The organism is Clostridium sp. (genome assembly GCF_047777555.1).
GTDB lineage: Bacteria > Bacillota > Clostridia > Clostridiales > Clostridiaceae > Clostridium_H.
Window position 1 is genome coordinate 19975 of sequence record NZ_JBKEEV010000007.1, and the last position, 26508, is coordinate 46482.

At 31.9% G+C, this 26508-nt stretch carries 29 protein-coding genes and 1 pseudogene; 6 read left to right on the top strand and 24 right to left on the bottom strand.

What is annotated here, in order from left to right; translation table 11 throughout:
* Nucleotides 1-70: 70 nt before the first annotated feature.
* From ACFWTK_RS10870 to ACFWTK_RS10925, 12 genes are all read right to left on the bottom strand, one after another.
* On the bottom strand, nucleotides 71-775 hold the full coding sequence (locus ACFWTK_RS10870; protein ID WP_415876033.1) for an MIP/aquaporin family protein: 705 nt from the start codon (nucleotides 773-775) through the stop codon (nucleotides 71-73).
* Between the two features lie 157 nt (nucleotides 776-932).
* Nucleotides 933-1313 carry a DUF1667 domain-containing protein gene (locus tag ACFWTK_RS10875; protein ID WP_415876034.1) on the bottom strand — a complete coding sequence of 127 codons (381 nt, stop codon included), beginning with the start codon at nucleotides 1311-1313 and terminating at the stop codon, nucleotides 933-935.
* 4 nt (nucleotides 1314-1317) lie between these two features.
* The gene (locus tag ACFWTK_RS10880; protein WP_415876035.1) at nucleotides 1318-2577 is read right to left on the bottom strand and encodes an NAD(P)/FAD-dependent oxidoreductase; all 1260 of its coding nucleotides are present in this window, start codon (nucleotides 2575-2577) and stop codon (nucleotides 1318-1320) included.
* Between the two features lie 29 nt (nucleotides 2578-2606).
* Entirely contained in the window at nucleotides 2607-4040 is a 1434-nt protein-coding gene (locus ACFWTK_RS10885) for an NAD(P)/FAD-dependent oxidoreductase (RefSeq protein WP_415876036.1), read from the bottom strand.
* 249 nt (nucleotides 4041-4289) lie between these two features.
* Nucleotides 4290-4856, bottom strand: coding sequence for a glycerol-3-phosphate responsive antiterminator (locus ACFWTK_RS10890; RefSeq protein WP_415876037.1), 567 nt, complete (start codon nucleotides 4854-4856; stop codon nucleotides 4290-4292).
* A gap of 26 nt (nucleotides 4857-4882) precedes the next feature.
* Nucleotides 4883-6775, bottom strand: a complete 1893-nt coding sequence (gene phnD / locus ACFWTK_RS10895) for a phosphate/phosphite/phosphonate ABC transporter substrate-binding protein (protein WP_415876038.1) — start codon at nucleotides 6773-6775, stop codon at nucleotides 4883-4885.
* A 102-nt stretch (nucleotides 6776-6877) separates the two neighbouring features.
* Nucleotides 6878-8374, bottom strand: coding sequence for a glycerol kinase GlpK (gene glpK / locus ACFWTK_RS10900; protein WP_415876039.1), 1497 nt, complete (start codon nucleotides 8372-8374; stop codon nucleotides 6878-6880).
* A gap of 73 nt (nucleotides 8375-8447) precedes the next feature.
* The gene (locus ACFWTK_RS10905; protein WP_415876040.1) at nucleotides 8448-9152 is read right to left on the bottom strand and encodes an MIP/aquaporin family protein; all 705 of its coding nucleotides are present in this window, start codon (nucleotides 9150-9152) and stop codon (nucleotides 8448-8450) included.
* Between the two features lie 333 nt (nucleotides 9153-9485).
* Entirely contained in the window at nucleotides 9486-9857 is a 372-nt protein-coding gene (locus ACFWTK_RS10910) for a DUF1667 domain-containing protein (protein WP_415876041.1), read from the bottom strand.
* Nucleotides 9858-9890: 33 nt separating this feature from the next.
* Nucleotides 9891-11147 carry an NAD(P)/FAD-dependent oxidoreductase gene (locus ACFWTK_RS10915; RefSeq protein ID WP_415876042.1) on the bottom strand — a complete coding sequence of 419 codons (1257 nt, stop codon included), beginning with the start codon at nucleotides 11145-11147 and terminating at the stop codon, nucleotides 9891-9893.
* A 50-nt stretch (nucleotides 11148-11197) separates the two neighbouring features.
* Nucleotides 11198-12631 carry an NAD(P)/FAD-dependent oxidoreductase gene (locus ACFWTK_RS10920; protein WP_415876043.1) on the bottom strand — a complete coding sequence of 478 codons (1434 nt, stop codon included), beginning with the start codon at nucleotides 12629-12631 and terminating at the stop codon, nucleotides 11198-11200.
* Nucleotides 12632-12818: 187 nt separating this feature from the next.
* Nucleotides 12819-13385 carry a glycerol-3-phosphate responsive antiterminator gene (locus tag ACFWTK_RS10925; RefSeq protein WP_415876044.1) on the bottom strand — a complete coding sequence of 189 codons (567 nt, stop codon included), beginning with the start codon at nucleotides 13383-13385 and terminating at the stop codon, nucleotides 12819-12821.
* Nucleotides 13386-13652: 267 nt separating this feature from the next.
* Here ACFWTK_RS10925 and ACFWTK_RS10930 point away from each other — a divergent pair, with 267 nt between their 5' ends.
* A complete protein-coding gene (locus tag ACFWTK_RS10930; protein ID WP_415876045.1) occupies nucleotides 13653-14600 on the top strand; it encodes an L-lactate dehydrogenase in 948 nt (315 codons plus the stop codon).
* A gap of 75 nt (nucleotides 14601-14675) precedes the next feature.
* On the opposite strand, the gene ACFWTK_RS10935 is transcribed toward ACFWTK_RS10930, so the two are convergent.
* On the bottom strand, nucleotides 14676-15656 hold the full coding sequence (locus ACFWTK_RS10935; RefSeq protein ID WP_415876046.1) for an HD-GYP domain-containing protein: 981 nt from the start codon (nucleotides 15654-15656) through the stop codon (nucleotides 14676-14678).
* Between the two features lie 128 nt (nucleotides 15657-15784).
* Nucleotides 15785-17590, bottom strand: a complete 1806-nt coding sequence (locus ACFWTK_RS10940; RefSeq protein ID WP_415876047.1) for a MutS-related protein — start codon at nucleotides 17588-17590, stop codon at nucleotides 15785-15787.
* A 248-nt stretch (nucleotides 17591-17838) separates the two neighbouring features.
* On the opposite strand from ACFWTK_RS10940, the gene ACFWTK_RS10945 reads away from it, so the two are divergent.
* A complete protein-coding gene (locus ACFWTK_RS10945) occupies nucleotides 17839-18111 on the top strand; it encodes a GIY-YIG nuclease family protein (RefSeq protein WP_415876048.1) in 273 nt (90 codons plus the stop codon).
* Here ACFWTK_RS10945 and ACFWTK_RS10950 read toward each other — a convergent pair.
* The 4 genes from ACFWTK_RS10950 to ACFWTK_RS10965 all read right to left on the bottom strand — a co-directional run bounded on the left by ACFWTK_RS10950 (nucleotide 18101) and on the right by ACFWTK_RS10965 (nucleotide 20274).
* Nucleotides 18101-18262 carry a YetF domain-containing protein gene (locus ACFWTK_RS10950; RefSeq protein WP_415876049.1) on the bottom strand — a complete coding sequence of 54 codons (162 nt, stop codon included), beginning with the start codon at nucleotides 18260-18262 and terminating at the stop codon, nucleotides 18101-18103. The genes ACFWTK_RS10945 and ACFWTK_RS10950 overlap by 11 nt on opposite strands.
* On the bottom strand, nucleotides 18259-18798 hold the full coding sequence (locus ACFWTK_RS10955; RefSeq protein ID WP_415876050.1) for a permease: 540 nt from the start codon (nucleotides 18796-18798) through the stop codon (nucleotides 18259-18261). Before ACFWTK_RS10955 ends, ACFWTK_RS10950 begins: the two co-directional genes overlap by 4 nt.
* Entirely contained in the window at nucleotides 18795-19280 is a 486-nt protein-coding gene (locus tag ACFWTK_RS10960) for a permease (RefSeq protein ID WP_415876051.1), read from the bottom strand. The genes ACFWTK_RS10955 and ACFWTK_RS10960 overlap by 4 nt, the downstream gene beginning before the upstream one ends.
* 367 nt (nucleotides 19281-19647) lie before the next feature.
* Nucleotides 19648-20274: an NUDIX hydrolase gene (locus tag ACFWTK_RS10965; RefSeq protein WP_415876052.1), complete on the bottom strand. Its 627-nt coding sequence runs from the start codon at nucleotides 20272-20274 to the stop codon at nucleotides 19648-19650.
* A gap of 320 nt (nucleotides 20275-20594) precedes the next feature.
* Here ACFWTK_RS10965 and yjeM point away from each other — a divergent pair.
* Nucleotides 20595-22118 (top strand): annotated as a pseudogene (gene yjeM, locus ACFWTK_RS10970) (glutamate/gamma-aminobutyrate family transporter YjeM).
* A 143-nt stretch (nucleotides 22119-22261) separates the two neighbouring features.
* Entirely contained in the window at nucleotides 22262-22984 is a 723-nt protein-coding gene (locus ACFWTK_RS10975; RefSeq protein ID WP_415876053.1) for a 2-phosphosulfolactate phosphatase family protein, read from the top strand.
* Between the two features lie 58 nt (nucleotides 22985-23042).
* Here the strand turns inward: ACFWTK_RS10975 and ACFWTK_RS10980 are convergent, their stop codons facing one another.
* From ACFWTK_RS10980 to ACFWTK_RS11000, 5 genes are all read right to left on the bottom strand, one after another.
* The gene (locus ACFWTK_RS10980) at nucleotides 23043-23243 is read right to left on the bottom strand and encodes a cold-shock protein (RefSeq protein ID WP_415876054.1); all 201 of its coding nucleotides are present in this window, start codon (nucleotides 23241-23243) and stop codon (nucleotides 23043-23045) included.
* Nucleotides 23244-23803: 560 nt separating this feature from the next.
* Nucleotides 23804-23983, bottom strand: coding sequence for a lmo0937 family membrane protein (locus tag ACFWTK_RS10985; RefSeq protein ID WP_415876055.1), 180 nt, complete (start codon nucleotides 23981-23983; stop codon nucleotides 23804-23806).
* A gap of 106 nt (nucleotides 23984-24089) precedes the next feature.
* On the bottom strand, nucleotides 24090-24515 hold the full coding sequence (locus ACFWTK_RS10990) for an acyl-CoA thioesterase (RefSeq protein WP_415876056.1): 426 nt from the start codon (nucleotides 24513-24515) through the stop codon (nucleotides 24090-24092).
* 209 nt (nucleotides 24516-24724) lie between these two features.
* On the bottom strand, nucleotides 24725-24928 hold the full coding sequence (locus ACFWTK_RS10995; RefSeq protein WP_415876057.1) for a hypothetical protein: 204 nt from the start codon (nucleotides 24926-24928) through the stop codon (nucleotides 24725-24727).
* Between the two features lie 23 nt (nucleotides 24929-24951).
* Complete coding sequence (locus ACFWTK_RS11000; RefSeq protein WP_415876058.1) at nucleotides 24952-25518, bottom strand: rhomboid family intramembrane serine protease; 567 nt, start codon at nucleotides 25516-25518, stop codon at nucleotides 24952-24954.
* Here ACFWTK_RS11000 and ACFWTK_RS11005 point away from each other — a divergent pair, their 5' ends adjacent.
* Together ACFWTK_RS11005 and ACFWTK_RS11010 are read left to right on the top strand one after the other, a co-directional pair.
* A complete protein-coding gene (locus ACFWTK_RS11005; protein WP_415876059.1) occupies nucleotides 25519-25641 on the top strand; it encodes a hypothetical protein in 123 nt (40 codons plus the stop codon).
* Nucleotides 25642-25777: 136 nt separating this feature from the next.
* Nucleotides 25778-25954: a DUF1540 domain-containing protein gene (locus ACFWTK_RS11010; protein WP_415876060.1), complete on the top strand. Its 177-nt coding sequence runs from the start codon at nucleotides 25778-25780 to the stop codon at nucleotides 25952-25954.
* Between the two features lie 91 nt (nucleotides 25955-26045).
* Here the strand turns inward: ACFWTK_RS11010 and aroQ are convergent, their stop codons facing one another.
* The gene (gene aroQ, locus ACFWTK_RS11015; protein ID WP_415876061.1) at nucleotides 26046-26480 is read right to left on the bottom strand and encodes a type II 3-dehydroquinate dehydratase; all 435 of its coding nucleotides are present in this window, start codon (nucleotides 26478-26480) and stop codon (nucleotides 26046-26048) included.
* Nucleotides 26481-26508 lie beyond the last annotated feature (28 nt).

Consider the following 26508-nt stretch of genomic DNA (forward strand, 5'->3'; position numbering starts at 1 on the left):
AACCTTAAAATTAAATTATTATATTCATAAAATCATTTAAAACTTAACTTATATAATATTTAAAAATTAATTAAAATACACCTACAAATAAGAATGCCCCAATTAATCCACCTATTATTGGTCCTATTACTGGTATCCATGCATATCCCCAGTCTGAATCTCCTTTTCCTGCTATTGGAAGTATTGCGTGAGCTATACGTGGTCCTAAGTCTCTTGCTGGGTTTATAGCATATCCTGTAGGTCCACCTAATGCAAGACCGATAATTAATATTACTAATCCTACTGCTAATGTTCCAAGTCCATCTGTCATCTTAACTTGGCCAAGTCCTAAAATACTAAATACTAATACGAAAGTTCCCACAATTTCTGTAATAAGATTTGCTGCTGAATTTCTAATAGCTGGTGCTGTTGCAAATACTCCAAGCTTTGCTGCCTTGTCTTCTGTAGCTTCCCAGTGTGGCAAATATGCGATCCATACTAATGCTGCTCCAACAATAGCACCTAACATTTGAGCTACTATATATCCTGGAACTAGTGCCCAATCAAAGTTTCCAATTGCAGCTAATGCTATTGTAAGTGCTGGATTAAAGTGTGCTCCACTTGCTGCTCCAAAAATCCATGCTGGAACTGCTACTGCACATGCCCATGCTACAGTTATTACTATCCATCCTGCATTCTGCGCTTTACTCTTGTTAAGAGTTGTGGCTGCACACACTCCATCTCCTAGTAGAATTAACATCATTGTGCCTAAGAATTCTGCTAAATAACTTGACATAATAATTCCCCCTTAATTTAAAAAATTTATATATCATTTCACATTTATATAAATATGAAATGAACATAACGAAATCGTTTACGCAGGTTAAAAAGAGCATTATCAAGAAAGAGTTTATTTCTCTCTCCTAATAATGGCTCTCATCTCTCCGCCAAGATTATTCATCTTTATCTACGCACTTTACACTCTTTGTTGCTATAACATCTACACCAGTTCCTACTACATTTTGTATAATTACATCTCCTATATTTATAGGTGCCTTTACCTTTATCCCTTTAAGAGCTTTCATACATTCATATATCTTCTCTTTAGGGATATCCTTCTTCGTTTTTACTGAAACTACACCTAATTCTCCGTTCTCTATTTCAACAGTTGAAGTAACTATTCTCGTAGGATTAGTACATTCTTTCTCAGCATAAGCAACACCCTTAACACAGCTATTGCCTTTAACCTCTATAACCTTTTTATCTTCTAGTGTAACTTCTAAAGCACACCCCATAGGGCATCCTATGCATGTAAGTTCTATATTTTCCCTCATAATACTACACTCCTTCCACCTTTACTATGATTTTCTTACAGTCAGGATAATTTTCAAACATACTCTTTGTAAGCTTTAAGGTTTGCATTTCTCCAGGAGTTAGTATTTTCTTATTTATATGCATAGTTCTTTCCCCATCAAAATAAAGAGAAATATATTTGTCTTTATATACGTTATTTACTCTGAATCTTAGGTCAACAAACTTATCCACATTGTTTATATTAATATATTTTGGAACTGTATAAGTTATTCCATCTAGTGGTAAAACTTCTATTCCTTTTTCATCGAAAGATTTTCCTTTCACATATCTTGCTGCATTTTTACCAGCATTTATACTTTCCTCAGTAACATTGTCTACTAAATCATGAACGTGAAGCACATTTCCACAAGCAAAAATTCCATCTATATTTGTCTGGAGACTTTCATTAACTTCTGGTCCTCCTGTAACGCTGGACATTTCAACCTGCGCCTTCCTTGAAAGCTCATTTTCTGGAATTAAGCCTACTGATAGCAATAGAGTATCACAAGGAATATATTCTTCTGTCCCTTTTATAGGCTTTCTATTTTCATCAACCTTTGCAATAGTAACCCCTTCAACTCTATTCTTTCCTTTTATTGATACAACTGTATGAGATAATTTTAAAGGAATATTATAATCATCTAGACATTGAACTATATTTCTCTTAAGTCCACTAGAATAAGGCATAAGTTCTACAACAGCCTTAACCTTTGCTCCCTCTAAAGTCATTCTTCTTGCCATTATAAGTCCTATATCACCAGAGCCTAAAACAACTACTTCTTTTCCTGGCATATATCCATCTATATTTACAAATTTCTGAGCTGTTCCTGCACAATATATACCAGCACATCTATCCCCTGGAATACCTATAGCTCCTCTTGGCCTTTCACGACATCCCATAGCTAAGATTATAGCCTTAGCCTTAATTTCTAAAATTCCGTCCTCTTCATTTACTGCTGTTATAACTTTGTCTTTATTAATATCTATTACCATAGTATTCAATTTATGCTCTATTTTTAAATCCCTTATCTTATCTATAAATCTTGCAGCATACTCTGGTCCTGTTAGCTCTTCTTTAAAAATATGAAGACCAAAGCCGTTATGAATACACTGATTTAAGATTCCTCCTAGTTTATTATCTCTTTCTAATATTAGTATATTGTCTATGCCTTCTTCTTTAGCTCCTACAGCTGCTGCAAGCCCTGCAGGTCCAGCGCCTATTATTACCACATCATATTCTTTCATTTTTCTATCCTCCAAAAAATTAATATGGTTTATATTTCTTTGTTTTTACCTACAAGAAGGTTAGACTTTCCTCCAAATAAGGTTACATCCTCTGGACTTAGGTTTAGTTCCTCTGCCAAAATATGAAGCACCTTATTTGAGCAGAATCCACTTTGACATCTTCCCATACCAGCCCTTGTTCTTCTCTTAACTGCATCTATGTTTCTTGCACCAAGAGGTCTTCTTATAGCCTCTACTATTTCTGCTTCTGTAACTGTTTCACATCTGCACACTACTCTTCCATACCTTGGATTTTTCTTTATTGCTTCTATTCTTTCTTCTTCAGTCATATCCCTAAACTTTGGTATTCCTTTTCTTATTGGATTAAACTTTTCATTTTTGCTTGGATGTAACTTTTCAACAACAATGCCTGCTATCATCTCTGCAATGGCAGGTGAACTTGAGAGCCCTGGCGATTCAATTCCTGCTGCATTTATAAATCCTTCTACATCCTCTGCTTCTCCTATTATAAAGTCTCCAGTATTTCCCCTTGCTCTATTTCCTGCAAAAGACTTTATAAGGTATTTCATAGGGATATTTTTAAAGGTTATTTTAGCCTTATCTATAACGTCATCCAATCCTTCTCTTGTATTTGATAAATCTCTTTTATCTTCAATATCATCTGCATTTGGTCCTATTAACAAGTTTCCATCTACTGTTGGGGTTACTAATATTCCTTTTCCAAGCTTGGTTGGTAATTGGAACAATGTCATCTTTGCCATATTGCCAACCACTTTATCAAATAAGCAGTATTCCCCTCTTCTTGGCATTATCTTTATCTTATTTTTACTTACCATATTATTTATATCATCTGAGAACAATCCTGCTGCGTTTATTACAAGCTTACTCTCTATTTCTTCTTTAGAAGTTTTGATTACAAACTTATCCTCTATCTTATTTATTCCTATAACTTCTGTGTCAAGTTTAAATTCCACTCCATTTGTAGCTGCGTTTTCTGCAAGAGCAATGGTCATCTCATATGGACACACAATTCCTCCTGTAGGTGCATATAATGCAGCATATACATTATCATTTATGTTTGGTTCTAATTCTAATATTTTTTCTTTGTATATTATTTGAAGATCTGGAACTCCATTTTTTTCTCCTCTTTCTTTTAGCTCTAATAAATTAGGCATTTCCTCTTCATTAAAGCATAAAACTAAAGACCCATTTCTCTTAAATGGAAAGTCAAGTTCCTCTACCAATTTGTCAAACATAGCGTTGCCTTTCGCATTCAATATTCCCTTTAGAGTACCAGGTTTAGCATCATAACCAGCATGAACTATGGCACTATTGGCTTTTGTGGTTCCAACAGCCACATCTGACCCCTTTTCCACTACACAAACTTTTAAATTATATTTAGCAAGTTCTCTAGCAGTAGAGCAGCCTACAACTCCTGCTCCAATTATAGTTACATCAAACATAGCATAACCTCCTTTTATAAATCTAGTTCCTCATCTTAGTGGATTTTTTCCACCTTAATTTTAGAACTGGTTATCTAAAGAAAAAAGCAAAAAGAGCCACAATTAATTAAGAGATTCTACTCTCCTAAAATTGTGGCTCTCATTAACTCCGCCTTTCAATATATAATGTATACATTTTCTATACAATAATATATATGAGAAGAAGCCCTATATTAGTACAGAATGTAAGAAATATACGCAGCATTTTTCTTACATGTACCAAATTTCTTCCTTGCTGGTTGATATAGCAATGGCTCCTGCTTTTAGGCTGTTCATTACGTCCTCTTTGTCCATTATAAGTCCTCCAGTTATGATTGGAACATTGGTTTTATTAGTAAATATCTTTGTAACCTTTGGCATTATTCCTGGCAATATCTCTACCGCATTAGGTCTTATAGATTCTATAGAATGTATTCCTGTATCCAAAGATAAGTGGTCTAGTACAAAAAATCTTTGTATAACAAATATATTAAGACTTTTTGATGCTCTTACTAAACTAGTCTTAGTTGTAATTATTCCATCTGGATTTATATTTTCATGTATGTATTTTAATGCTAAGGCATCCTTTGCAAGTCCTTCTATCAAGTCTACATGTATATATACTCCTTTTCCTGAAACCCTAATTTTATCTACAATGGACTTTATATTAAATATATCTGATTTTAAAACGAAGATAATTTCACATGGAGATTCAATAGCCCTTTGTAACTGATGCTCATCCTTTATAGCTGCTATTATAGGATTTATCTGTAACCTACGATAAAACTGATTTCCCACAATACTCCCCGCCTAACTTATATAAACTATAATATCTTTCTAATTACATCATATTTCTCATCACTGCTCTCTATGAATTCATCAATAGGTGTTTTAAACATTTTTAGATCCTTAGTATTTATAAAAGCTTCCTTAACTTTATTTATAAGTTCTGGCTGCATTCTTGGATTTACGGCTATTGCATCTTTCGGTATATCTTCTGTTTCTTTAATTATAACAATATCCTCAACCCTTAACCCATTAATCCTTGCATTATCTATTGCTTCACTATAAGTAGCTCCTGCATCTATCTCTCCTGATAAAACTGCTTTAATAACATTATCATGACTTCCCATAAAATAAACTTTATTGAAAATTTTTTCAGGATTTAGGTTGTTAGATTTTAACATATGTTTAGCATACAAGTATCCAGAAGCACTATTTTGATCTACATATCCAAAATTCTTGCCTTTTAAGTCTTTTAAATTTTTTATATTGCTGTCTTTTCTAGTGATTATATATCCTTTATAGTATGCCTTTCCATTTACTTTAGGAGTAGCTATTGGCAGTACTCCTGCCTTTTCATGGGCATTCACATAGGCAAATGGAGAAAACCATCCTAGATCAATTATATCTTCCTTTATACTGCTGCTTAAAGCATCGTAGTCCTTTACAATTATAATTCTAGGTTTATATCCTATACACTTAAATATATGTTCTAATATAGGTACGTACATATTCTTTATATTTTCTGGAGATGTAAATGGATTAATACCGATAATTATTTCATCACTTCTTTTTAATTTCACTGATATTTTTTGAAGTTTTTCCGATATCTCTCTCAATTGATTAAACTGTAAAGCTATTTCCTCATTTTTCGTTTTTTGATAGTTTATGCTTTCAATAGATTCATAGGATAGTTTATGAGTATCTTCTATAGCTTTTGACATACCTTCAACTGCCGCTTCGATTTCCGTGGATGTATATAATACCTGAGAAGACATAGACTGTAAATTTTTTATAGAATTATTGATATGTTCTACAATGACTTTTATCTCATCAATGGCATTAGTCGACTGGTTTACTATTTCTTCTACTTCATTTATCTTTTCATTACATTTTTCTATTGCTTTATTTGAGTATACTACCTTTTCAGATGTATCGTCAACTATCTCTTCTATCTGTGAAATATGAACATGAGTCTGTTCTGAAAGCTTCTTTATTTCATTTGCCACAACTGCAAACCCTCGTCCTACTTCTCCTGCTCTTGCAGCTTCAATAGCTGCATTTAAAGATAATAGATTGGTCTGATTAGATATTTGTTTTATATAATCCACTACTTTATATATATTATTAGAAGATTCTATGAATTCTTCATTGCTTTTAGAAGCATTGCTAACTTCTTTTGCAAGCTCTTCTAAAAAAACGCTTATACCTTCTATAGTATCTCTATTTTTTTCTAACATTTCTACAGACCTTAATGAATAGTTCCGTATATCTTCAACGCTCTTATTTAAATCTCTAGAAAATGATACAAATTCATTAATACTAGCATTTATTTCTTCTGCAGCTGCTGCATTTTGCTGGCTATAATTCTCTACCTTATGAGATATATCATAAGATTTGTTAAAAATAGAAGTATTTTTATCTGCAACCCATAATAATTGCTGTACATTGAAGCCAATAGCTTCTGATGCAGAAAGTAATTCCTCTTTTATCCCATCATCGACTCCAATATCTTTATTATATGGTATATTATTACAAATGGTAGCATTAAAATCTAAACTTTTACTAAAAAGTTTAATAGATATAGCAAATATAGCTATGTCCCCCAAAAGCGATATTATAAAATATAGAATATTGTGAAAAATACAAAAATATAAAATTAAATTTAACAATATAAAGCCGCCGCAAGAAATGCTAAATTTTTTTAATTTCATGCTCATTTATCCCCTTTAAATATTTATCCTTATTATAATAATATAAGATGAACTTCTATAAAAATTCATAGAAGTTCATCTATAATAGTATAATTTACTCAGCTATTTTTCCCAACCTTTAGATCTTTCAACTGCTTTGTGCCATCCATTAATAATTTCTTCTCTCTTTTCTGGTTCCATGTTTGGTGTGAAAGTTTTTGATGGTTTGCAACTTGAGCATATATCATCTAAGTCCTTCCAATATCCTACTGCAAGACCTGCAAGATAAGCAGCTCCTAGTGCTGTTGTTTCTATAACTTCTGGTCTTTGTACTGGTGTATTTAACACATCAGCTTGGAACTGCATTAAGAAGTTGTTAGCACATGCTCCTCCATCAACCTTTAATGCTTGTAGTTTTATTCCTGAATCTTGTTCCATAGCCTTTAATACATCATAAGTTTGATATGCCATAGATTCTAGAGCTGCTCTTACAAAGTGCTCTTTTTTAGCTCCTCTTGTAAGACCTACAACAGTTCCTCTTGCATATGGATCCCAATACGGTGCTCCAAGTCCAACAAAAGCTGGTACTAAATAAACTCCATTTGAATCTTCAACAGCTGTTGCATATTTTTCAGACTCAGCAGCGCTGTTAAACATCCTTAACTCATCACGTAACCATTGAATAACTGCTCCACCTATAAATATACTTCCTTCAAGAGCATATTCAGGTTTTCCATTATGACAAGCAGCCATAGTTGTAAGAAGTCCTTTTTTAGATTCTACTGGTTTATTTCCAGTATTCATAAGAAGGAAGCATCCTGTTCCATAAGTGTTTTTAGCCATACCTTCTTCACAGCAAAGTTGTCCAAATAGTGCTGCTTGTTGGTCTCCAGCATCTCCTGCTATTGGAATTGGCGATCCAAATATAAGCTCATCAGTTTCTCCATAAATTTCGCTAGAAGGTTTAACTTCTGGAAGCATTGATTTTGGTATATTTAATTCTGCTAAAAGTTCATCATCCCATTTTAATTCATGAATATTATAAAGCATTGTCCTTGATGCATTTGTATAATCTGTTACGTGAACTCTTCCTTTAGTTAGATTCCAGATTAACCATGTGTCTATATTACCAAAAAGTAATTCTCCCTTTTCAGCTTGTTCCCTAGCTCCTGGAACATTATCAAGTATCCATTTAATCTTTGTTCCTGAGAAATATGCGTCTAAAATTAATCCAGTCTTTTCTTTTACTACTTTATCAAATCCTTTAGCTTTTAACTCATCACAATACTCAGCAGTTCTTCTGCATTGCCATACTATTGCATTGTATACTGGAATACCTGTTCTCTTATTCCATACTACTGTAGTTTCTCTTTGATTTGTAATACCTAATGCAGCAATATCTGTTGCATCAAGCCCAGCTTTTGCTAAAGCTTCTCCTGCAACCCCTGCTTGAGTTCCCCAGATTTCCATTGCATTGTGTTCAACCCATCCAGCCTTTGGATATATTTGAGTGAATTCCTTTTGTGATACTGCTACTATTTCCCCCTGCTTATTAAATATTATACATCTTGAACTTGTTGTTCCTTGATCTAAGGCCATTATATATTTTTCTTTTTCCATTTAATATTCCCCCCATAACTTATATTTGTAAATGTTTACACCATCTATATAAAAACTTCATTAGATATTTATATTAAAATACACCTACAAATAAGAATGCTCCAATTAATGCACCTATTATTGGTCCTATTACTGGTATCCATGCATATCCCCAGTCTGAATCTCCTTTTCCTGCTATTGGAAGTATTGCATGAGCTATACGTGGTCCTAAATCTCTTGCTGGATTTATAGCATATCCTGTAGGTCCACCTAATGCAAGACCAATAACTAATATTACCAATCCTACTGCTAATGTTCCAAGTCCATCTACCATTTTAACTTGACCAAGTCCTAAAATACTAAATACTAATACGAAAGTTCCCACAATTTCTGTAATAAGGTTTGCTGCTGAATTCCTAATAGCTGGTGCTGTTGCAAATATTCCAAGCTTTGTTGCCTTATCTTCTGTAGCTTCCCAGTGTGGTAAGTATGTTATCCATACTAATGCTGCTCCAACTATAGCACCTAACATTTGAGCTATTATATATCCTGGAACTAGTGCCCAATCAAAGTTTCCAATTGCAGCTAATGCTATTGTAAGTGCTGGGTTAAAGTGAGCTCCACTTGCTGCTCCAAAAATCCATGCTGGAACTGCTACTGCACATGCCCATGCTACAGTTATTACTATCCATCCTCCACCCTGCGCTTTACTTTTGTTAAGAGATGTTGCTGCACATACCCCATCTCCTAGTAGAATTAACATCATTGTGCCTAAGAATTCTGCTAAATAACTTGACATAATAATTCCCCCTTAACTATAAATAAATTAATATATCTTAAGTTTATGTTGGAAACATAAACTTAAATTCATTACATGTCCTCAAGGCTTGTCCTTTTTTTAAAATCTCCCTTTCTTTTGTTTTTTTAAATTCTTGAATTATTTTTCTTTAGGAAACGTTTACTTATGGCTTAATTAAATTAATAAACGCCATTATTATGAAAGGGATTAAATCCCTTTCTAATAATGGCGCTCTCTTCTCTCTGCCGTTGATATTTATTTGTAATTTATATTACAGCACTTGTAATCTTTCGCTATTTTTTCTAATTTTTCTTTAATATTATTTTACACCATTTAATTGACCTTTGCAATACTTTTAGTAGCAATAACATTAACTTTTGTTCCAGCTACATTTTTTACTATTACATCTCCTATATTTATAGGAGCTTCTACTACTAATCCTTTAAGATCTTTTATGCATTCAGCAATTTTCTCCTTTGGAATGTCTGCCTCTGTCTTTACAGAAACTGCATCAATCTCTCCATTCTTAACCTTAACAGAAGAAGTTACTATTCTTGTAGGATTAGTACATTCCTTCTCCGCATAAGTTTTTCCCTTTAAACAAGTATTTCCTTTTACATCTGTTACTTTATTATCTTCTAGAGATACTTCTAACATGCATCCCATTGGACATCCTATACAAGTAAGCTCTCTATTTTCACTCATGATATTACCCCCCAACGTGTAAATTCTAACTTCCTAATTTTCTATTTTAACAGTAATCTTCTTACAGTTAGGATGCTTTTCAAATAATGCTTTTGTAAGCTTCACTGTTTCCATTTCTCCTGGAGTTAATATTCTCTTCTTCATATGCATTTCACGTACATCATCAAAGTAAACAGAAACATAGCTATCTTTATAAACATCTCCAACTCTAAATCTTACATCTACAAGTTTTTCTACATTTTCAGGATTTATAAACTTTGGAACTGTGTATCTTGGTCCATTTTCTGCAACTATCTCGATTCCATCCTTAGTGAAAGTTTGACCATTTATATATTTTGCAGCATTTTTTCCTGCATTTATACTTTCTTCTGTAACGAAGTCAACTAAATCATGAACGTGAAGAACGTTTCCGCAAGCAAACACTCCTTCTATATTAGTTTGAAGACTTTCATTTACTATTGGTCCCCCTGTAATAGGAGATAACTCTACATCTGCTTTTGTAGATAATTCATTTTCTGGAACAAGACCTACAGATAAAAGTAAAGTATCACATGGTATATATTCTTCTGTTCCTTTTATAGGCTTTCTGTTTTCATCAACCTTTGCTATAGTAACTCCTTCTAATCTTTCTTTTCCTTTGATATTAGTAACAGTATGAGAAAGTTTTAGTGGAATTCCAAAGTCATCTAGGCATTGTACAATATTTCTCTTAAGTCCACCTGAGTAAGGCATAAGTTCTACAACTGCTTTAACCTTTGCTCCTTCTAAAGTCATTCTTCTTGCCATTATAAGTCCTATATCTCCAGAACCAAGGATAACAACTTCTTTACCTGGCATATATCCATCTATATTAACAAACTTTTGTGCAGCTCCTGCTGAATATATACCTGCACATCTACTTCCTGGAATGTTTATAGCTCCTCTTGGCCTTTCGCGGCATCCCATAGCTAAAATTATAGCTTTAGCTTTGATTTCTAAAATTCCATCTTCTTCATTAACTGCTGTTATAATCTTATCATTGTTTATATCTATAACCATAGTATTTAATTTGTATGGTATCTTCATATCTTGTACTTTATCAACGAACCTTTGTGCATATTCTGGTCCTGTGAGTTCTTCCTTAAAAGTGTGGAGTCCAAAACCATTGTGGATGCATTGATTCAATATTCCACCAAGACGGTTGTCTCTTTCTAATATTAAAATATCTTGTATACCTTCTTCTCTCGCACCTATTGCAGCTGCAAGACCTGCAGGGCCTCCCCCTATTATTACTACATCATGTTCTCTCATTTTTCACTCCTCCAAACTCATAGATATATTAGCTATACTAACTTGAAGCACTAAATCTCCTTATTTTCTCCTATTAAAAGCTTAGAATTTCCACCAAACTTGGTAATTTCAGTTTCAGGTACTCCCAATTCTTTTGATAGAATTGCAACTACCTTAGTTGAGCAGAAACCTGATTGACATCTTCCCATACCTGCTCTTGTTCTTCTCTTAACCGCATCTAGGTTTCTTGCACCAAGAGGTCTTCTTATAGCATTTAAAATCTCGCCTTCTGTAACTGTTTCACATCTGCATACTATCTTTCCATAAGCTGAATCTTTAGCTATAAGCTCTTTTCTTTCCTCATTGCTCATTTCTCTAAATTTAGGAATTCCATGTCTTATAGGATTAAAGTTTTCATTTTTAGCTGGTGATAGCTTGTCTACTACTATACCTTCAACCATTTCTGCTATAGCTGGTGCACTTGAAAGTCCTGGTGACTCTATTCCAGCTACATTTATAAATCCTTCAACGTCTTCAGCTTCCCCAATTATAAAGTCATCTGCTGTACAATGAGCTCTAAGTCCTGAGAAAGAAGTTATTACTTGTTTCATTGGAATTTGCTTTAATGTTAACTTAGCTCTATCTAATACATCATCTAATCCTTCTTGAGTTGTACTTAAGTCAGTTTTATCTTCTATATCTACTGCATTTGGTCCTATAAGCAAGTTTCCATCTACTGTTGGTGTTACTAATACCCCTTTACCCATCTTAGTTGGCAATTGGAAAAGAGTTCTTTCAGCCATTGAACCTGCTGCTTTGTCGAATAGACAATATTCCCCTTTTCTTGGTATTATCTTTATTTTATTCTTGCTAACCATATTATTTAACTCATCAGAGAATAATCCTGCTGCATTTATAACTAATTTACTTTCAACATTTCCATTATTTGTTTCTAAAATAAATCCATTTTCAGTCTTTTTTATATTTTTAACTTCTGTATTAAGTTTAAATTCAACTCCATTTTCATATGCGTTTTCAGCATAAGCTATAGTCATTTCATAAGGACATACAATACCGCCTGTTGGTGCATATAGAGCGGCTGCTACATTTTCATTTAGACTTGGTTCTAATTCTAATAGCTTGTCCTTGCCTAATATTTGAATGTCAGGCACTCCGTTAGCTTCTCCCTTTTGTTTTAATTCATCTAATTTGTCAACTTCATTTTCATCAAAGCATAAAACCAAAGAACCATTTCTTTTAAATGGAAAGTCTAATTCTTTTGATAACTTATCAAACATAGCATTTCCTTTAGCATTCAATTTTCCCTTTAAAGTGTTTGGTTTTGCATCAAAACCAGCATGTACTATTGCACTATTTGCCTTTGATGTTCCTGTTGCCACATCAGAACCTTTTTCTAATACACAAGTCTTTAAATTGTACTTTGATAATTCCCTTGCAATACCGCTTCCAACAACTCCAGCTCCAACAATAACCACATCAAACATATTATACCTCCTATCTTAAATAAAAAAGGCCATAATTCCAAAAGATATTCAAAGATAATATCTTTTAAAATTATGGCTCTCTATACTCTGGCCTTTTCATATTATATTTTATGATTTTATTATATCATCATATATTTTTACAGTCAACACCTTATTTAAACCTTTTCATACATTTTTCTATAGTTTTTTACATTTCCCATATTTCTTCTCTACTTGTAGATATACCCATAGCACCAGCTTTAAGACTTTCAATAACATCCTCTTTATCTATGATAAGTCCTCCTGCGATTATAGGAACCTTTGTTTGACCTTTTATTTTTCTTGTTATCTTTGGCATAATGCCCGGCATGATCTCTACCGCATCTGGTCTTATGCTGTTTATAGAATTCACTCCAGTTTCTAGGGATAAGTTATCTATCATAAAGAGTCTCTGTATACAAAACATGTTCATTTCCTTAGATATCTTAACTAAATTTGATTTCGTTGTTATAATTCCACTGGGATTTACTTTTTCTTTCATATACTTTATAGCAAAAGCATCTTTTCCAAACCCATCCATTAAATCCATATGTACATATATATTTTTACCCTCTGCTTTCACTTTATTTACTATATTTTCAATATTGCATATGTTTCCTTTTAGAAGAAAAATAACCTCGCTTGGGGACTTAATAGCTCTTTCTAAAGCCTTTTCATCTTTAACTGCGGCAATTATAGGATTAATACTCAGTTTGTCATAAAATTCACTTTTCATACTTTCCTTCTCCAATCTGTAAAAAAATATATAAAATCTTTATATTTTTTTATGTTTATAATTGATGTTATTATATCCCTATTTTACTTTCAGTTCAATAATATTCAACCATTACTATATTGCCAAAAATTTTCATCATTCATTTTATTATTGATAAAACTGCACATACTTTATATTGTAACCATATTATATATAAAAACTTATTGATAATTACTATTATTTAATATATACTATTAATAACAAATTTTACTTGCGGAGGTTGTTAATATGGCAATTAATAATGCAAAAATATCTGTAATAGGCGCTGGTTTTGTAGGTTCTACTACGGCTTATGCTTTAACACTACAAAATGCAGCTTCAGAAATAGTTTTAGTAGATATAAATGAGGATAAGTCAAAGGCTGAAGCTTTGGATATCGCCCATGCCACTTCTGCTTTAGGAGATATAGAGGTAAGGCCTGGTAACTATAAAGAAACTAAGGATTCTGACATTGTTATTATAACTGCTGGAGTTGGCCCAAAACTTGGGGAAACAAGACTTGACATTGTAAATAAGAATCTAAAAGTTTTTAAATCTATGATACCTGAGATTGTGAAATATAGTCCTAATGCCATACTTTTAGTAGTATCAAATCCAGTAGATATATTAACTTATATGACTTATAAGCTTTCTGGTTTTCCTAAGAATAGAGTTTTAGGTTCTGGCACAGTTCTTGATACCTTAAGGTTAAAATATACTATTGAAAAAAAATACGACATTGATTCTAAAGATATTGATACTTTAATAATTGGAGAACATGGCGATTCTCAAGTTGCTCTCTGGAGCCAAACTAATATTCATGGAATACCAATTGACTCATATTTTAAGGCTATAAATAGGGAGTTTCATAAAAATGTAAGAGAAGAGATTGCAGAAGCTGTTAAAGAGGCTGGATATCATATCATTCAAGGTAAGGGGTATACAAACTTTGGAGTTGCCATAGCTGTAACTAGAATAGTAAAAGCTATTCTTAATGATGAAAATGCACTGCTCCCAGTTTCATCCCTATATACTGGAGAATATGGTATAGAAGATATCTATCTTGGAGCTCCATGCATGGTAGGTAGGATTGGAGTAAAAAGGATATTCCAGATACCTATAGATGAAGATGAACTTGCGCAGCTTAAGGCATCATCAGATAATCTAAAAACATTGACCAGAGACCTAAATATATAATTAAGGTTGAGTTCTAAAAATCAAGAATAGGCTTTCAAATACAATATCTATCGGAAGTCTATTCTTAACTATATATTATAGTATAACTTCCTCTATAAATAGAGTTAGACTTTGTAGTAGATTGTAAAAGTTAAACTTTCCATCTTTTTTTACCTGCACTATGGGTCTTGTAGAAGCATTTTTGTTTTGAGCTATAACTAATCCATCTAGACCATTGTTTAGCTTCACATGAAGTCCATTAGGATAACAATAAACGGAGCTTGCAAAATCTCTATATACATCCTCATCATAAGAAGATATTGCTTCAGCACCTATTTTCTCCATAGCTTCATGAGGTAGTATACCTTCTTCATCATTCAAATACTTAATATATTGATTGCATATGCTAACTATTTTAGATAATTCAAATATCTTATCTCCATTAATTCCTAATAATCCTGTTCCATCCTTCTTTTCATAAAGTTCATATACACACATATAAGAAAGTGGACTAAACAGAGTATTTCTCTTTAACATTTTATATCCAATCTCTACATGTCTCTTTTCTTTAGTAAATAATTTTCCTATATCATGTAACAAGGCTCCTATGGCTAAGTTAACCATTTTCTTTTCATTATATTTTCTCTTTGAACCAACCATAATTGACAACGCAGCTACATCTAGACTATGAACAGCTAATTTAGATATCTCATCTCTAGGAACTAGATTATTTATAATTACAGCATTCTCTGATAAATTTATGTTTTCTATCAGTTCATTTACTATATTAACTACTTTGTTATAATCTACTTCCTTACTGCTTTTAACCTCATCAAACAGTGCTTTTAATGACTTTATAAGTCCCATTCTTATTTGAGTAGGTATTACTTCCTGTAGTGTTATACCGTCATTGCCATCATCTATGTAAACAGTATTTATACCTATTCCTCTTAATCTTTTTATTATAGATTCCGAAAAAACACTACCTTTTCTTAAAAACATAACTCCATCTTCTGTGTAAATACTACTTCCTAATCTTTCTCCGACTAATTTAGTATTTAATATTACAAGTTTCATTGGAACACCCCTTCTTAGTACGATGCATATATTCTTATATTTAGACCTTTTAAATATTATAATATAGTCTTTACGGATTAAAAAGCCGCATATCAATTAATTATCGAAAAAAAATTTAATAAATTTAGTTACTCCTCTACATCTATTCCTGCCATTTTTATAAGATATATGGCATTTCTTGTCGTAGAAACTCCTTTTTGAAGCTTATAATCAAAATATATCTTACCATCCTTATAATACTCTGTAAAATGATAATTTTTTATCCTTCCGCCGCTTTCTTTTTCTAATTCTTCCAACTCTAAATCATGAGTTGATACAAGTCCTAAAGCACCTTCTTTATTTAGTTTATTTATTAAGATTTTTGCACCTGTATGCCTATCCGTAGAATTAGTCCCCTTGAATATCTCATCAAGCAGAAAAAATATTTGTTTATCCCCCTTAGAAGCTTCTACTATTTTCTTTATCCTTAAAAGCTCTGCATAGAAAGAAGAAATATTTTTCTCCAAGTCATCACTCACCCTCATACATGTATAAATGTCCATTATAGAACATAGAAATTCTTTAGCACAAACAGATGCACCTGCATAAGCTAAAACCAAATTTATACCTGCTGTTCTAAGCAAAGTACTCTTACCAGACATGTTAGAACCTGTAATCAAAAGAATAGTTGAAGGTTTTTCAATTTTTAGATCGTTACATACTCTATCTTTAGTAAGCAGCGGGTGCCCCATTTCTTTAGCTGAAAGTAAAGGAGTATTTTCTATAAATTTAGGCAACACCCATTCTGGATTATCATGTTTTATAATAGCTAAGCTTCCTAGGGCCTCAATCTCTGCTATGCTATTGAGCCAACTTTTTATAAACTTACCAGAATTTCTTTTCCATGTTTCCAGAAGCCTCATATATCTATAATCAGAAAGGGTAAGTATATTTATTATAGAGTAATAGGCATTTCTTCGACCTGACACCTTGTCTTCTATAATTGATAGTTTTCTTATCTGTCCTGAAGCTACTTCTCCCATGTCATTTATTAAATTACTCTTTACATTTTTTATATGAGTGGAATGGAATTGTTCTTTTTCTAATATCTTAAGCATACCATAGTAAGTTTTTATATTTTCCTTATACTTATCAACATTCCCAAGTGTTCTACTTCTATTTTCATTGTCCCACATAAGTATCCCTATATTAATGCTTATCATTAAAGCTGCTAAATAATAAGGGGCTTTAGTAATAAAGGGCAGTAGTACAATTGCCATAGTAACAAAAGGCCATATATATACCATAATTTTTACTAAAGAAGTGCAATAAAAATTATTTTTACTGATTCCCCAAGAAAATAAATCCTCTGGATTATGCATATCTTTTTGATTTATCATGCCGTTAGCTATAAAAGCCTGCCTAAAATCCAGTTTTTCCGCTAGCTCCTCTACAGCCTCCTGCCTTCTTTGAATATCATCTATTTCCATGCTTGGATTTTCAAGAAGTTTTCTTAACCTTTCTCTTCCTAAATAAGTTACTGTTGAATTAATCCATTGAAAAAGAGAGCCTTTGCCGAATATATCCAAGTCCTTTGAATATCTATGTTCATCACTTATAAATTCCTTCCCTATATCGCTGAATTCCTTCCATTCTCCATTTATTCTTTTTATCGACTTATCATTTATATGCCACAATGCATCCATAAGCCCTTTATTTTCTATTGCTCTGTTATGTATCTTTACCAATATGATAAAGCATATCAAAAATATAAAAAATGTAATTATAGCCAAATGGTAATTTTGAGTCAAGTAGTAAAATAAAGTACCCACAACACCTAGTAAAAAAAATATAAGCCTTAGATTACTTATTAGAGTTATTTTAGTGCCCTCTTTCTTCAATAAATCTTCATAATATCTTCTTCTTTCCTCATATTTATCTTCTATAGTATTCAATAATTGATACCCCCCAACTATCAGTTTAACTTTAGGTTATCCTTGTTCTTATTTTAAGCTATTTCTAATAAAGCTCAATACCTTATCTCTGTAATTTAATTATATTATAATATTTATCTCATTGTATATTTTTAACAAATACACAATAACCATCTTTAAATAAATTTATTTCGGCAGCTATTCTCTTCTTCAATAAATACTTGTCCAATATAAATTTATTAAGGTATAATTTAGACTGGTGATAGATTATGTGTTATGTATACATACTTGAATGTTCTGATAAAACCTTATATACAGGCTGGACTAACAATCTTAATAAAAGAATAGAAACCCACTCTAAAGGAAAAGGTGCAAAATACACAAGGGCTAGACTTCCTGTTAAACTTGTGTATTTTGAAGAGTTTGAAGATAAAATCTCTGCTCAAAGGCGGGAATATGCTATAAAGCAATTAAGTAGGAAAAAAAAGCTAGAACTTATTGTAAATGGCTCACTAATATCTACAAATCAGTTTAAGAAATAGCCCAATTATCATCCTTATTAATTTGTTCAAGCTCCTTGAAAATAATTCTACCATCCTTAACAATAGTTCTAGGCAGGTCAAAGGATTCCACTGATATTTGATAAGATGAAGGAGTAATAGGTTCATATTTTAGATATAAGCTGATTTTCACTTCATTTCCTCAGATTTCAAATACAACTCTTCAAGCTCATTCTTTGGCATAAGCCATTGAACCAAGAACCCCATAATTATTATTCCTGGAAGATCTACAAGAAATCTTACTAATGTAAACTCATATCCTAAAGCCGAAATTTCAAACATTAATGTAGTTATCTTTGTTACACACCAGGCATTCATAAATATTATTATGTTGCTGAATTTTACGCCCTTCCTTAGAAGCACTGGTATAAAAGGAAAAGCAGCATACATAGGTCCTGCCGCTATAGAGCCAATGAGTACAGCAAGACTTATTCCTAAAAGTCCAGATTCATCCCCCATATATTTCATCATAGACTCCCTTGGAATCCATACATCCATAAGACCCAATAAAACCATAATTGGAGGAACTACAGATGCCATTTGCACAAAGCTAGAACCTGCTGTTTTAAAAGTCTTTAAGCCTATTTCCTTATCTATAGCCGTAGTAATAACCACTATAATGAAAAAAATTATAAAAAATCTGTATCTCCTTATTATCTTTTTAATCATAACATTCCAGCCACCTTTCCAAAGACAAAAGCTACTACAAATGAAAATAAGAATGCTACAAAATTTCTATAAAATGCAGCCTTCTTCCCTATATATTGAGCTTCTAATGGAAAAGTTACTAAACCAACTAAAGTTAAAGCAGATACAAGAGCTCCAACTTGAGCATATCCTGCCCCATTTTTAAGAAGCATATCTGCTGTGGAAAAAGCTACAAAGGTAGGCATTAGAGTTATGCCTCCTATTACAGCTGAAATTGCCACTCCAAATATTCCAGATTCTTTTCCTATTATTTTAGATATTAACTCTGGATCAACAGCAGCTAAAATCAATCCAACTACAAGAATTATACATAAAAACTGAGGCATTATTCCTTCAAAAGACCTCCATGCCTTTCTTAAAGCTTCTTTAGTTTTATTCCTGTCCTCTATATATGAAATAAAAAGCAGTACCAAAGCAATACCATAAAGAATAAAAGCAGTCACATTCTTCTCCCCTATACGATTGTTTCATTAATATTGTATGCTTAGTAAAAATAAATTGATAAAATATGAATAAAGTTATTATAATCTTTAAAGAAACTTATTAGAATGTTTTAATACACTTTACATAATGGAATTATTGAGTTCATATTTGCTATTTATAATTTAAAACAAGCTCTTTAGGAACAGCAAAAATTAAAAAGGAAATTATATTAATTCCTTCCCCATCTCAATTAATATAATTTCCTTTTTTGCTAAATCTCAAAAGGTTTTTTAAACAGCTCTTGCTATAATATTTATTGCAGATTAATTATCAATAAAAAGCTGTTGTATCCCTTTCCCTAGGATATAACAGCCTTTTATTATATTTCTATTTCAAGTATAAGTTTACGTTAACTATATCTTTCCCTATTTGTATGAAGTTCTGCAGTGTAAGGTAAGCCTTTGCATCAAATTTAAGCCCTTTTTCTAACATACCTTTGGCCTCTTCTTGTGACACAAGCATAACTTCTATTTCCTCATCTTCTTCTAAATATTCACCAGATACTTCTCCTTCGCATAAGCAATACACTAAAGCCATAGACTCATCTGTCATTCCTCCAGATGCATATATAGGTGCTATTTTTTTTGTACTATCAATAGCTGCTAATTTTAATCCTGTCTCCTCCTTGAGTTCCCTTTCTGCAGCTGCGAGCACATCTTCGCCTTCATCTATAAGCCCTGCTGGCAGTTCATATATATAATCATTAACAGGCACTCTAAATTGTTTTAATAATACTAACTTATTCAAATCTTTATGAAGTGCCACTATCACTACTGCATCAGCCTTTTCTTTTTTATTATCAAATATTTGAGCCTCTAAAGTCTCTTTAGTCTTTCTAGAAGCCATAGTCCAATGGTTTACGTTACCCTTTTTATTTATATATTCAGCATCATATAAACTTAAAAATTTAGTATTTGCTAATGTTTCTATTTTATTAATTTTTGTTCTTCCCATTATCCAATTCTCCTATTATAAATTTTATTTTATAAATATCTTTTCTCACGCCAATATTGTCTCCATATTTATATATTATACCACACAAAAAATATGGTTAAAATTAACCAGTACAAAAGGAATTTAAGATTCTTAAATTGAGTTGTTTTGACTAAATTATACATAATACTACATCTTGAGGTATTGAAACATATTTTTAATTGTAGTAAAATTACTAAGGCTTTTGTTCTATATTTGTATAATTATGGCCCAAATGTCGAATCATATAGAATTATAAGCGATTATTATGTTCAACTTATTACATATAATGGGAGGAAAAAATGGATACTAATGAAAAACAAACTAAAAAACTAACTTTAACATCCTTAATTTTAATGATTTTCACTTCAGTATTTGGATTTGCAAATATGCCTAGATCATTTTATTTAATGGGTTATGGAGCAATTCCATGGTTTATTTTATCGGGATTTACTTTCTTCATACCCTTTGCATTTATGATGTCAGAGTATGGATCAGCCTTTAAAACAGAAAAAGGTGGTATTTACTCTTGGATGAACCTATCTGTAGGTCCTAAGTATGCCTTTGTAGGAACATTTATGTGGTATGCGTCTTATATAATATGGATGGTTAATATAAGCTCTACTATATGGATCCCTTTATCTAACGCATTGTTTGGAAAAGATACTACTGCTAATTGGTCTATATTAGGGCTAAATTCAACTCAAACTTTAGGACTACTTGGAGTTATTTGGATTTTAGTAGTAACTTTTACAGCATCTAAAGGTCTAGAAAAAATCACAAAAGTAACCTCTGTAGGTGGAACTGCTGTTGCATTATTGAATATTGTATTGTTGATTGGAGCTATAATAGTTTTAATATTAAATGGTGGAAATTTAGCTCAACCAATTGTATCTGCTCAGTCTTTTATAAAATCACCAAACCCTAGCTATCAATCTTCTATTTCTGTCTTATCCTTCTTGGTATTTGCTATATTTTCTTATGGAGGAATCGAAGTGCAGTTGGTGGTCTTGTAGACCAAACAGAAAATCCAGAAGTAACCTTCCCTAAGGGCTTAACTATTGCTGCATTCATTATCGCTATAGGCTATTCTGTAGGTATATTCTTAACAGGAATATTCACTAATTGGAATAATGTATTATCTACAGAAGGAGTTCACATGGGTAATGTAGCATATGTAGTAATGCAAAACTTAGGTTATGAACTAGGTCATAGGCTTTGGATTGACTGAAGCTGCATCTTTAAGCCTAGGTGCTTGGGTAGCTAGATTTGTTGGATTATCTATGTTTCTAGCATTAAGCTGGAGCATTTTTCACTTTATCTTACTCTCCTTTGGAAACAACTTATTGAAGGAACTCCATCAGAATTATGGCCAAAAGAAAATGACAGTAATTGAAGATGGAATGCCAAAAAATGCTATGTGGATTCAATGTATTATAGTAGTTGTATTTATCTTACTTATATCCTTCGGCGGTGAGGGTGCCGCTCAATTTTTCACTAAGCTAGTATTAATGACAAATATAGCTATGACATTGCCTTACTTATTCTTATCAGGTGCTTTTGCATCTTTCAAAAAGAAGAAAGAAATAAAGAAGCCTTTTGAAATATTTAAAACCTATGGTTCTGCTTTAGCAGCTACAATTATAGTTACATTTACTGTAGGATTTGCGAATTTCTTTACAATAATAGAACCTGCACAAAACGGAGATATATCATCTACAATATGGATGATTGTAGGACCTTTGTTCTTTACAATAGTATCATTGATACTGTATAAAAGATACGAAAATAAAATTGGAAATAAAGAGATAAAAGAAACTGCATAAAAAAAATTAAAACAGGGCATAACTCCCTGTTTTAATTTTTTACTCGCATATCTTTTATACTATACTAGTCCAACAATTGGTATAATAAATATATAAAAAGGTTTTATCAAAAACATTTCTATTATAAAAGTGGGGTAACAAAAATGAAAATTGATATTATTATTTCAGCAAATGATATTAAGAAAGAAAAAATTAAAGATAAAACAGTAGTTATTATAGATATACTTAGAGCTACATCTGTAATAATTACTGCTCTTAATAATGGATGTAATGAAGTAATTCCTGTAGTAGATGTGGAGGATGCAAAAAACTTAGTTAAAGATAGCAGAGAGAAATATATTCTAGGTGGGGAAAGAAATGCATTAAAAATTGATGGCTTTGATTTCTCTAATTCACCATTAGAGTATACTGAAGATATTGTAAAAAATAGAACTTTAGTAATGACTACAACTAATGGTACAAAAGCAATACACGGCACCTTAGGTGCAAAACATATATTAATAGGCGCTTTTATAAATGCAAAAGCTGTGGCTCAAAAGGCTATTGAGTTAAATAATGATTTAGTTATAGTTAATGCTGGAACCCGCGGTGAATTTTCTATGGATGATTTTATATGCAGCGGATACATAATAGAATGTATTTTAAAAAATGCATGTGTAGATTTATCTGACATCGCTGCTACTGCTCACTACATTTATACTCAAAATACAGATATACTAGGATTTTTAAGTAAAGCAAGGCATTATAAAGTACTTATGAATCTGGGACTTCAAAAGGATATAGAATATTGCTGCAAAACTGATATCATAGATATAGTTCCTAGCTGCGACCTCACTTCTTATGGAATAAGAATACAAAAAAAGTGATATTCAAAAGAATATCACTTTAATTAACCGTATTTAAAACAATCTATTTAAATACTAATTATAGTTTAACTACGTTAGCAGCTTGAGGTCCTCTAGCTCCCTCAGTTACTTCGAATTCAACTTTTTGGCCTTCTTCTAAAGTCTTGAATCCGTCTCCTTGGATAGCTGAGAAATGAACGAATACGTCATCTTCTCCTTCTACAGATATGAACCCAAATCCTTTTTCTGCGTTAAACCATTTAACTGTTCCTGTTTTCATTGAAAAAATTCCTCCTAAAAAATCTTAAAATATATGCACACAGATTTCTACTTTTATGCGGAAACCAGCGAACAAACTACTTCATATTGTTCTCATCTTTATAGAATGAATCGGCCAATATTTTTAGCTTACTCAGTACATTATACTAATGGTATCATATATAAATTCCATTGTCAATAAATCTATTTGCCCATTCATTCTGTTTCCTTGTTCTCTATTAGTTTTCCCAAAGAAATTTTTTATATTCACAAAATAATAAAAATACGATGCAATTTTATTATGTATAACATCACACATGGGATTTGCATTTAGAAAAGCTTCACTTCTCAAATAAGCTAAAAGGCAGTGGAAAAAGTGTAGGGAATATAGACGCTAAAGCGCTGAGTTTAGAAAATACCGATAATCTTTTTAATAAAATACATAACCAATTCATGTAAAAAATTACAATTTAAAACCACAGGTTCTATTACGTTCATTGCAGCTTGTTAGCAATAGCAGCAAACTTATATTAGTAGATGAAAAATGCTGCTGATATATATGTTATCAGCAACATTTCTTTGTCAACCTCTATCTCTTTCTCCATTTCTAGTGGTTTTTCTTCTCCCAGTTATAGCATCAAAAATAAAAACTACAGCTGCTACTATTAATAATAAGTGTATAAGCCTTCCACCTATTCTGAAGATAAGACCTAAAAGCCAAAAAAATACTACTATTCCACCTATCCAACGCAATAATCCCATTACAATATCCTCCTAATTCTATAGCATTAGACTTTTTCTTTTGATAGTAGTATCTCCAAAAAAACACCACTTATTACACAATTTCTTATGTTTAAACGGTGTCTTTTTATTCTGGAGAGTAAAGTTTTATAAGTTTTTCCCATATTTCCGGCCTTTTCTTTTTTAGATTTATAACTCTAAAGTTTTCGGAATCAACGAAAGCATGAGTTGTGGTTCCTTTAGCTAGAATTTTATTGTCTCTTTCTCTTATGACATTATAGCTAAATATAGCTTTAGCAGGAGTTAGCTTTTCTATAAAGGTTTCAATTATAAGCTCATCTTCGTATTTTGCACCTTCTATGTATTTGCAGCCGCTTTCTACTACAGGAAACATTATTTTTTCCTTTTCTATTTCTGTATAAGTCATTCCAGAGTCCTTTATAAATTCTGTTCTTCCAACTTCAAACCAAGCATAGTAGTTTGAATGGTGAACAATACCCATTTGGTCTGTTTCTACATATCTAACACTTATATTAGTTCTATTTGTATACATTATCAGTCAATCCTCTCTTAATAAGTTATTCATGTGTACAATACATGATGTTTATTATAATACATTAGCTTTATTTAATATCTTTTCATAGCAGTAAAATGACTTTTCCTTTCGTGGAAATCTTATTTCTCCAACTAAGTCGTAACCACATTTTTTCAATAACCCATTCATTTTTGTATTTATTGAATAGGTATCTGTTTTCAAATATCTTATTTATTAACACATACGAAACCAGCTAATTTTCCTTCTCTCTCTGCCGCATATAGTTCTCCTCTTTGAATGTCATTCATAAAGTCTTTTTCCTGAGGGTAATTTTCGTCCCATTGAGTATTGTTGTAGGTTCGCATTTCTGCAATAGTTTCTTTTATAATTTGCATAATCTCTTTTATATCTTCCTCAACTGCCTTTCTCATCCTATTATCCTCCTAAAAATATTTCAACTGTGAATTTTTCTATATCCAAAAATTCCTCCGCAAAGTCCGCCAATTATGTGAGTAATTTGAGATATGTTGTCCTGGATAAATATGCCGCTGACCACCTCTTTGCCCAAAAATATTATTACTACTATGACAAGAGTTAAAGGTATCTTCCCTGTTTCAGCATTAGCAAAGGAGCTTAGTAAAATCATCATAAATACAATTCCACTAGCGCCCAAGAGAGCTGAATCAAACAGCATAGTATTTAAAATCCCTGTAACAAAAGCTGTTATCATGATCATCTCCACCATATTCTTTGAGCCATATTTTTCTTCTAGCATAGGTCCTAAAAGCAATATAATCAAAAAATTGCCGCTAAAATGTTCCCAGCTAATATGTCCTAAAATATGAGTAAATAAACGAATATATTGGAAAGGATCTAGAAACGAAGTTCTATAATTTGAAAATAAAAACTTAGTGCTTATATGATGTGTAGCCATTCCTAAAATTAAAACTCCTAAAGACATAAAGGTATATGTTAAAGTAACTGGAGCATTATATTGCAATCTTTTTGTTCGATTTTCCATATGAAATACCTACTTTCTAGAAATATTTATAATCTATTTTATTATAATATAAAATCTACAAATTCAATTAACAATTTAGCTTCTGCAAATTCTGCTGCAGCTAAAGATATACCTATACCATAGAATTAATTTCCGAATAAATGTGTTTAAAAAGGTTAAACTACTTAAGGAAGCTTATGATTTAAAGGCAATATATTTTGCATGATTTTTAAATCATATTTTTTTAAAAATTTATTATTTCAAATAGGAGGGATTAATTATGGAAGGAAGAGTAGAAAAAACTAACAACCATATTTCTGGTGTTAAATGCGTTGTAAACACTTGTCACTATCATGAACAAGGCGACTACTGCAGTGCTGCTAAAATAGAAATTCAACCACGTAACGCATCTAATACTCACGAAACTGACTGCGCAACTTTTACTCCACAATCATAGTTTAAAAGACATGCAGCCCCCTGCATGCCTTTTAACTTTAGAGATATATATTATAAATTTATATACTTCAAATCTATTAGCTTATAATAACCTAGCTGTTCTCACTATTATTGATTAATGCCATTATTCCCATAATATATCCATATATTCCAAAACCACTTATTTGACCAATGCAAGCTGCCGCTGTAACAGACTTATGCCTAAATTCTTCTCTTTTGTGAATATTGCTTATATGTACTTCAACCGTAGGAATTTGTACCGCCATTAGTGCATCATATATTGCGATACTATAGTGTGTATAAGCACCTGGATTTATTACAATTCCATCATATTTTCCATAGGCTAATTGTATATAATTGATTATTTCTCCTTCAATATTGCTTTGAACTATTTCCACATCAGCCAAATTCTCACTTTTTTCTTTTATATACCTGCACATATCATCATAAGCAGTAGTGCCGTATATATGCTTTTCTCTTATTCCTAGCATGTTTATATTTGGACCGTTTATTATTAATATTTTCACTGTTTATACCTCCATTTAAAAATTTTGC

What these genes read in the sequence shown, in the direction of transcription:
- ACFWTK_RS10945 (WP_415876048.1), top strand. Translation starts at nt 17,839, where the DNA reads ATGTGTTATGTATACATACTTGAATGTTCTGATAAAACCTTATATACA.
- ACFWTK_RS10955 (WP_415876050.1), bottom strand. Translation starts at nt 18,798, where the DNA reads ATGATTAAAAAGATAATAAGGAGATACAGATTTTTTATAATTTTTTTC.
- ACFWTK_RS10885 (WP_415876036.1), bottom strand. Translation starts at nt 4,040, where the DNA reads ATGTTTGATGTAACTATAATTGGAGCAGGAGTTGTAGGCTGCTCTACT.
- ACFWTK_RS10875 (WP_415876034.1), bottom strand. Translation starts at nt 1,313, where the DNA reads ATGAGGGAAAATATAGAACTTACATGCATAGGATGCCCTATGGGGTGT.
- ACFWTK_RS10990 (WP_415876056.1), bottom strand. Translation starts at nt 24,515, where the DNA reads ATGTATACAAATAGAACTAATATAAGTGTTAGATATGTAGAAACAGAC.
- ACFWTK_RS10975 (WP_415876053.1), top strand. Translation starts at nt 22,262, where the DNA reads ATGAAAATTGATATTATTATTTCAGCAAATGATATTAAGAAAGAAAAA.
- ACFWTK_RS10980 (WP_415876054.1), bottom strand. Translation starts at nt 23,243, where the DNA reads ATGAAAACAGGAACAGTTAAATGGTTTAACGCAGAAAAAGGATTTGGG.
- ACFWTK_RS10995 (WP_415876057.1), bottom strand. Translation starts at nt 24,928, where the DNA reads ATGAGAAAGGCAGTTGAGGAAGATATAAAAGAGATTATGCAAATTATA.
- ACFWTK_RS10920 (WP_415876043.1), bottom strand. Translation starts at nt 12,631, where the DNA reads ATGTTTGATGTGGTTATTGTTGGAGCTGGAGTTGTTGGAAGCGGTATT.
- ACFWTK_RS10985 (WP_415876055.1), bottom strand. Translation starts at nt 23,983, where the DNA reads ATGGGATTATTGCGTTGGATAGGTGGAATAGTAGTATTTTTTTGGCTT.
- glpK (WP_415876039.1), bottom strand. Translation starts at nt 8,374, where the DNA reads ATGGAAAAAGAAAAATATATAATGGCCTTAGATCAAGGAACAACAAGT.
- ACFWTK_RS11005 (WP_415876059.1), top strand. Translation starts at nt 25,519, where the DNA reads ATGAAATACCTACTTTCTAGAAATATTTATAATCTATTTTATTATAAT.
- ACFWTK_RS10870 (WP_415876033.1), bottom strand. Translation starts at nt 775, where the DNA reads ATGTCAAGTTATTTAGCAGAATTCTTAGGCACAATGATGTTAATTCTA.
- ACFWTK_RS10930 (WP_415876045.1), top strand. Translation starts at nt 13,653, where the DNA reads ATGGCAATTAATAATGCAAAAATATCTGTAATAGGCGCTGGTTTTGTA.
- ACFWTK_RS10925 (WP_415876044.1), bottom strand. Translation starts at nt 13,385, where the DNA reads ATGAAAAGTGAATTTTATGACAAACTGAGTATTAATCCTATAATTGCC.
- ACFWTK_RS10935 (WP_415876046.1), bottom strand. Translation starts at nt 15,656, where the DNA reads ATGAAACTTGTAATATTAAATACTAAATTAGTCGGAGAAAGATTAGGA.
- phnD (WP_415876038.1), bottom strand. Translation starts at nt 6,775, where the DNA reads ATGAAATTAAAAAAATTTAGCATTTCTTGCGGCGGCTTTATATTGTTA.
- ACFWTK_RS10915 (WP_415876042.1), bottom strand. Translation starts at nt 11,147, where the DNA reads ATGAGAGAACATGATGTAGTAATAATAGGGGGAGGCCCTGCAGGTCTT.
- ACFWTK_RS10880 (WP_415876035.1), bottom strand. Translation starts at nt 2,577, where the DNA reads ATGAAAGAATATGATGTGGTAATAATAGGCGCTGGACCTGCAGGGCTT.
- ACFWTK_RS11010 (WP_415876060.1), top strand. Translation starts at nt 25,778, where the DNA reads ATGGAAGGAAGAGTAGAAAAAACTAACAACCATATTTCTGGTGTTAAA.
- ACFWTK_RS10905 (WP_415876040.1), bottom strand. Translation starts at nt 9,152, where the DNA reads ATGTCAAGTTATTTAGCAGAATTCTTAGGCACAATGATGTTAATTCTA.
- ACFWTK_RS10965 (WP_415876052.1), bottom strand. Translation starts at nt 20,274, where the DNA reads ATGGGAAGAACAAAAATTAATAAAATAGAAACATTAGCAAATACTAAA.
- ACFWTK_RS11000 (WP_415876058.1), bottom strand. Translation starts at nt 25,518, where the DNA reads ATGGAAAATCGAACAAAAAGATTGCAATATAATGCTCCAGTTACTTTA.
- ACFWTK_RS10910 (WP_415876041.1), bottom strand. Translation starts at nt 9,857, where the DNA reads ATGAGTGAAAATAGAGAGCTTACTTGTATAGGATGTCCAATGGGATGC.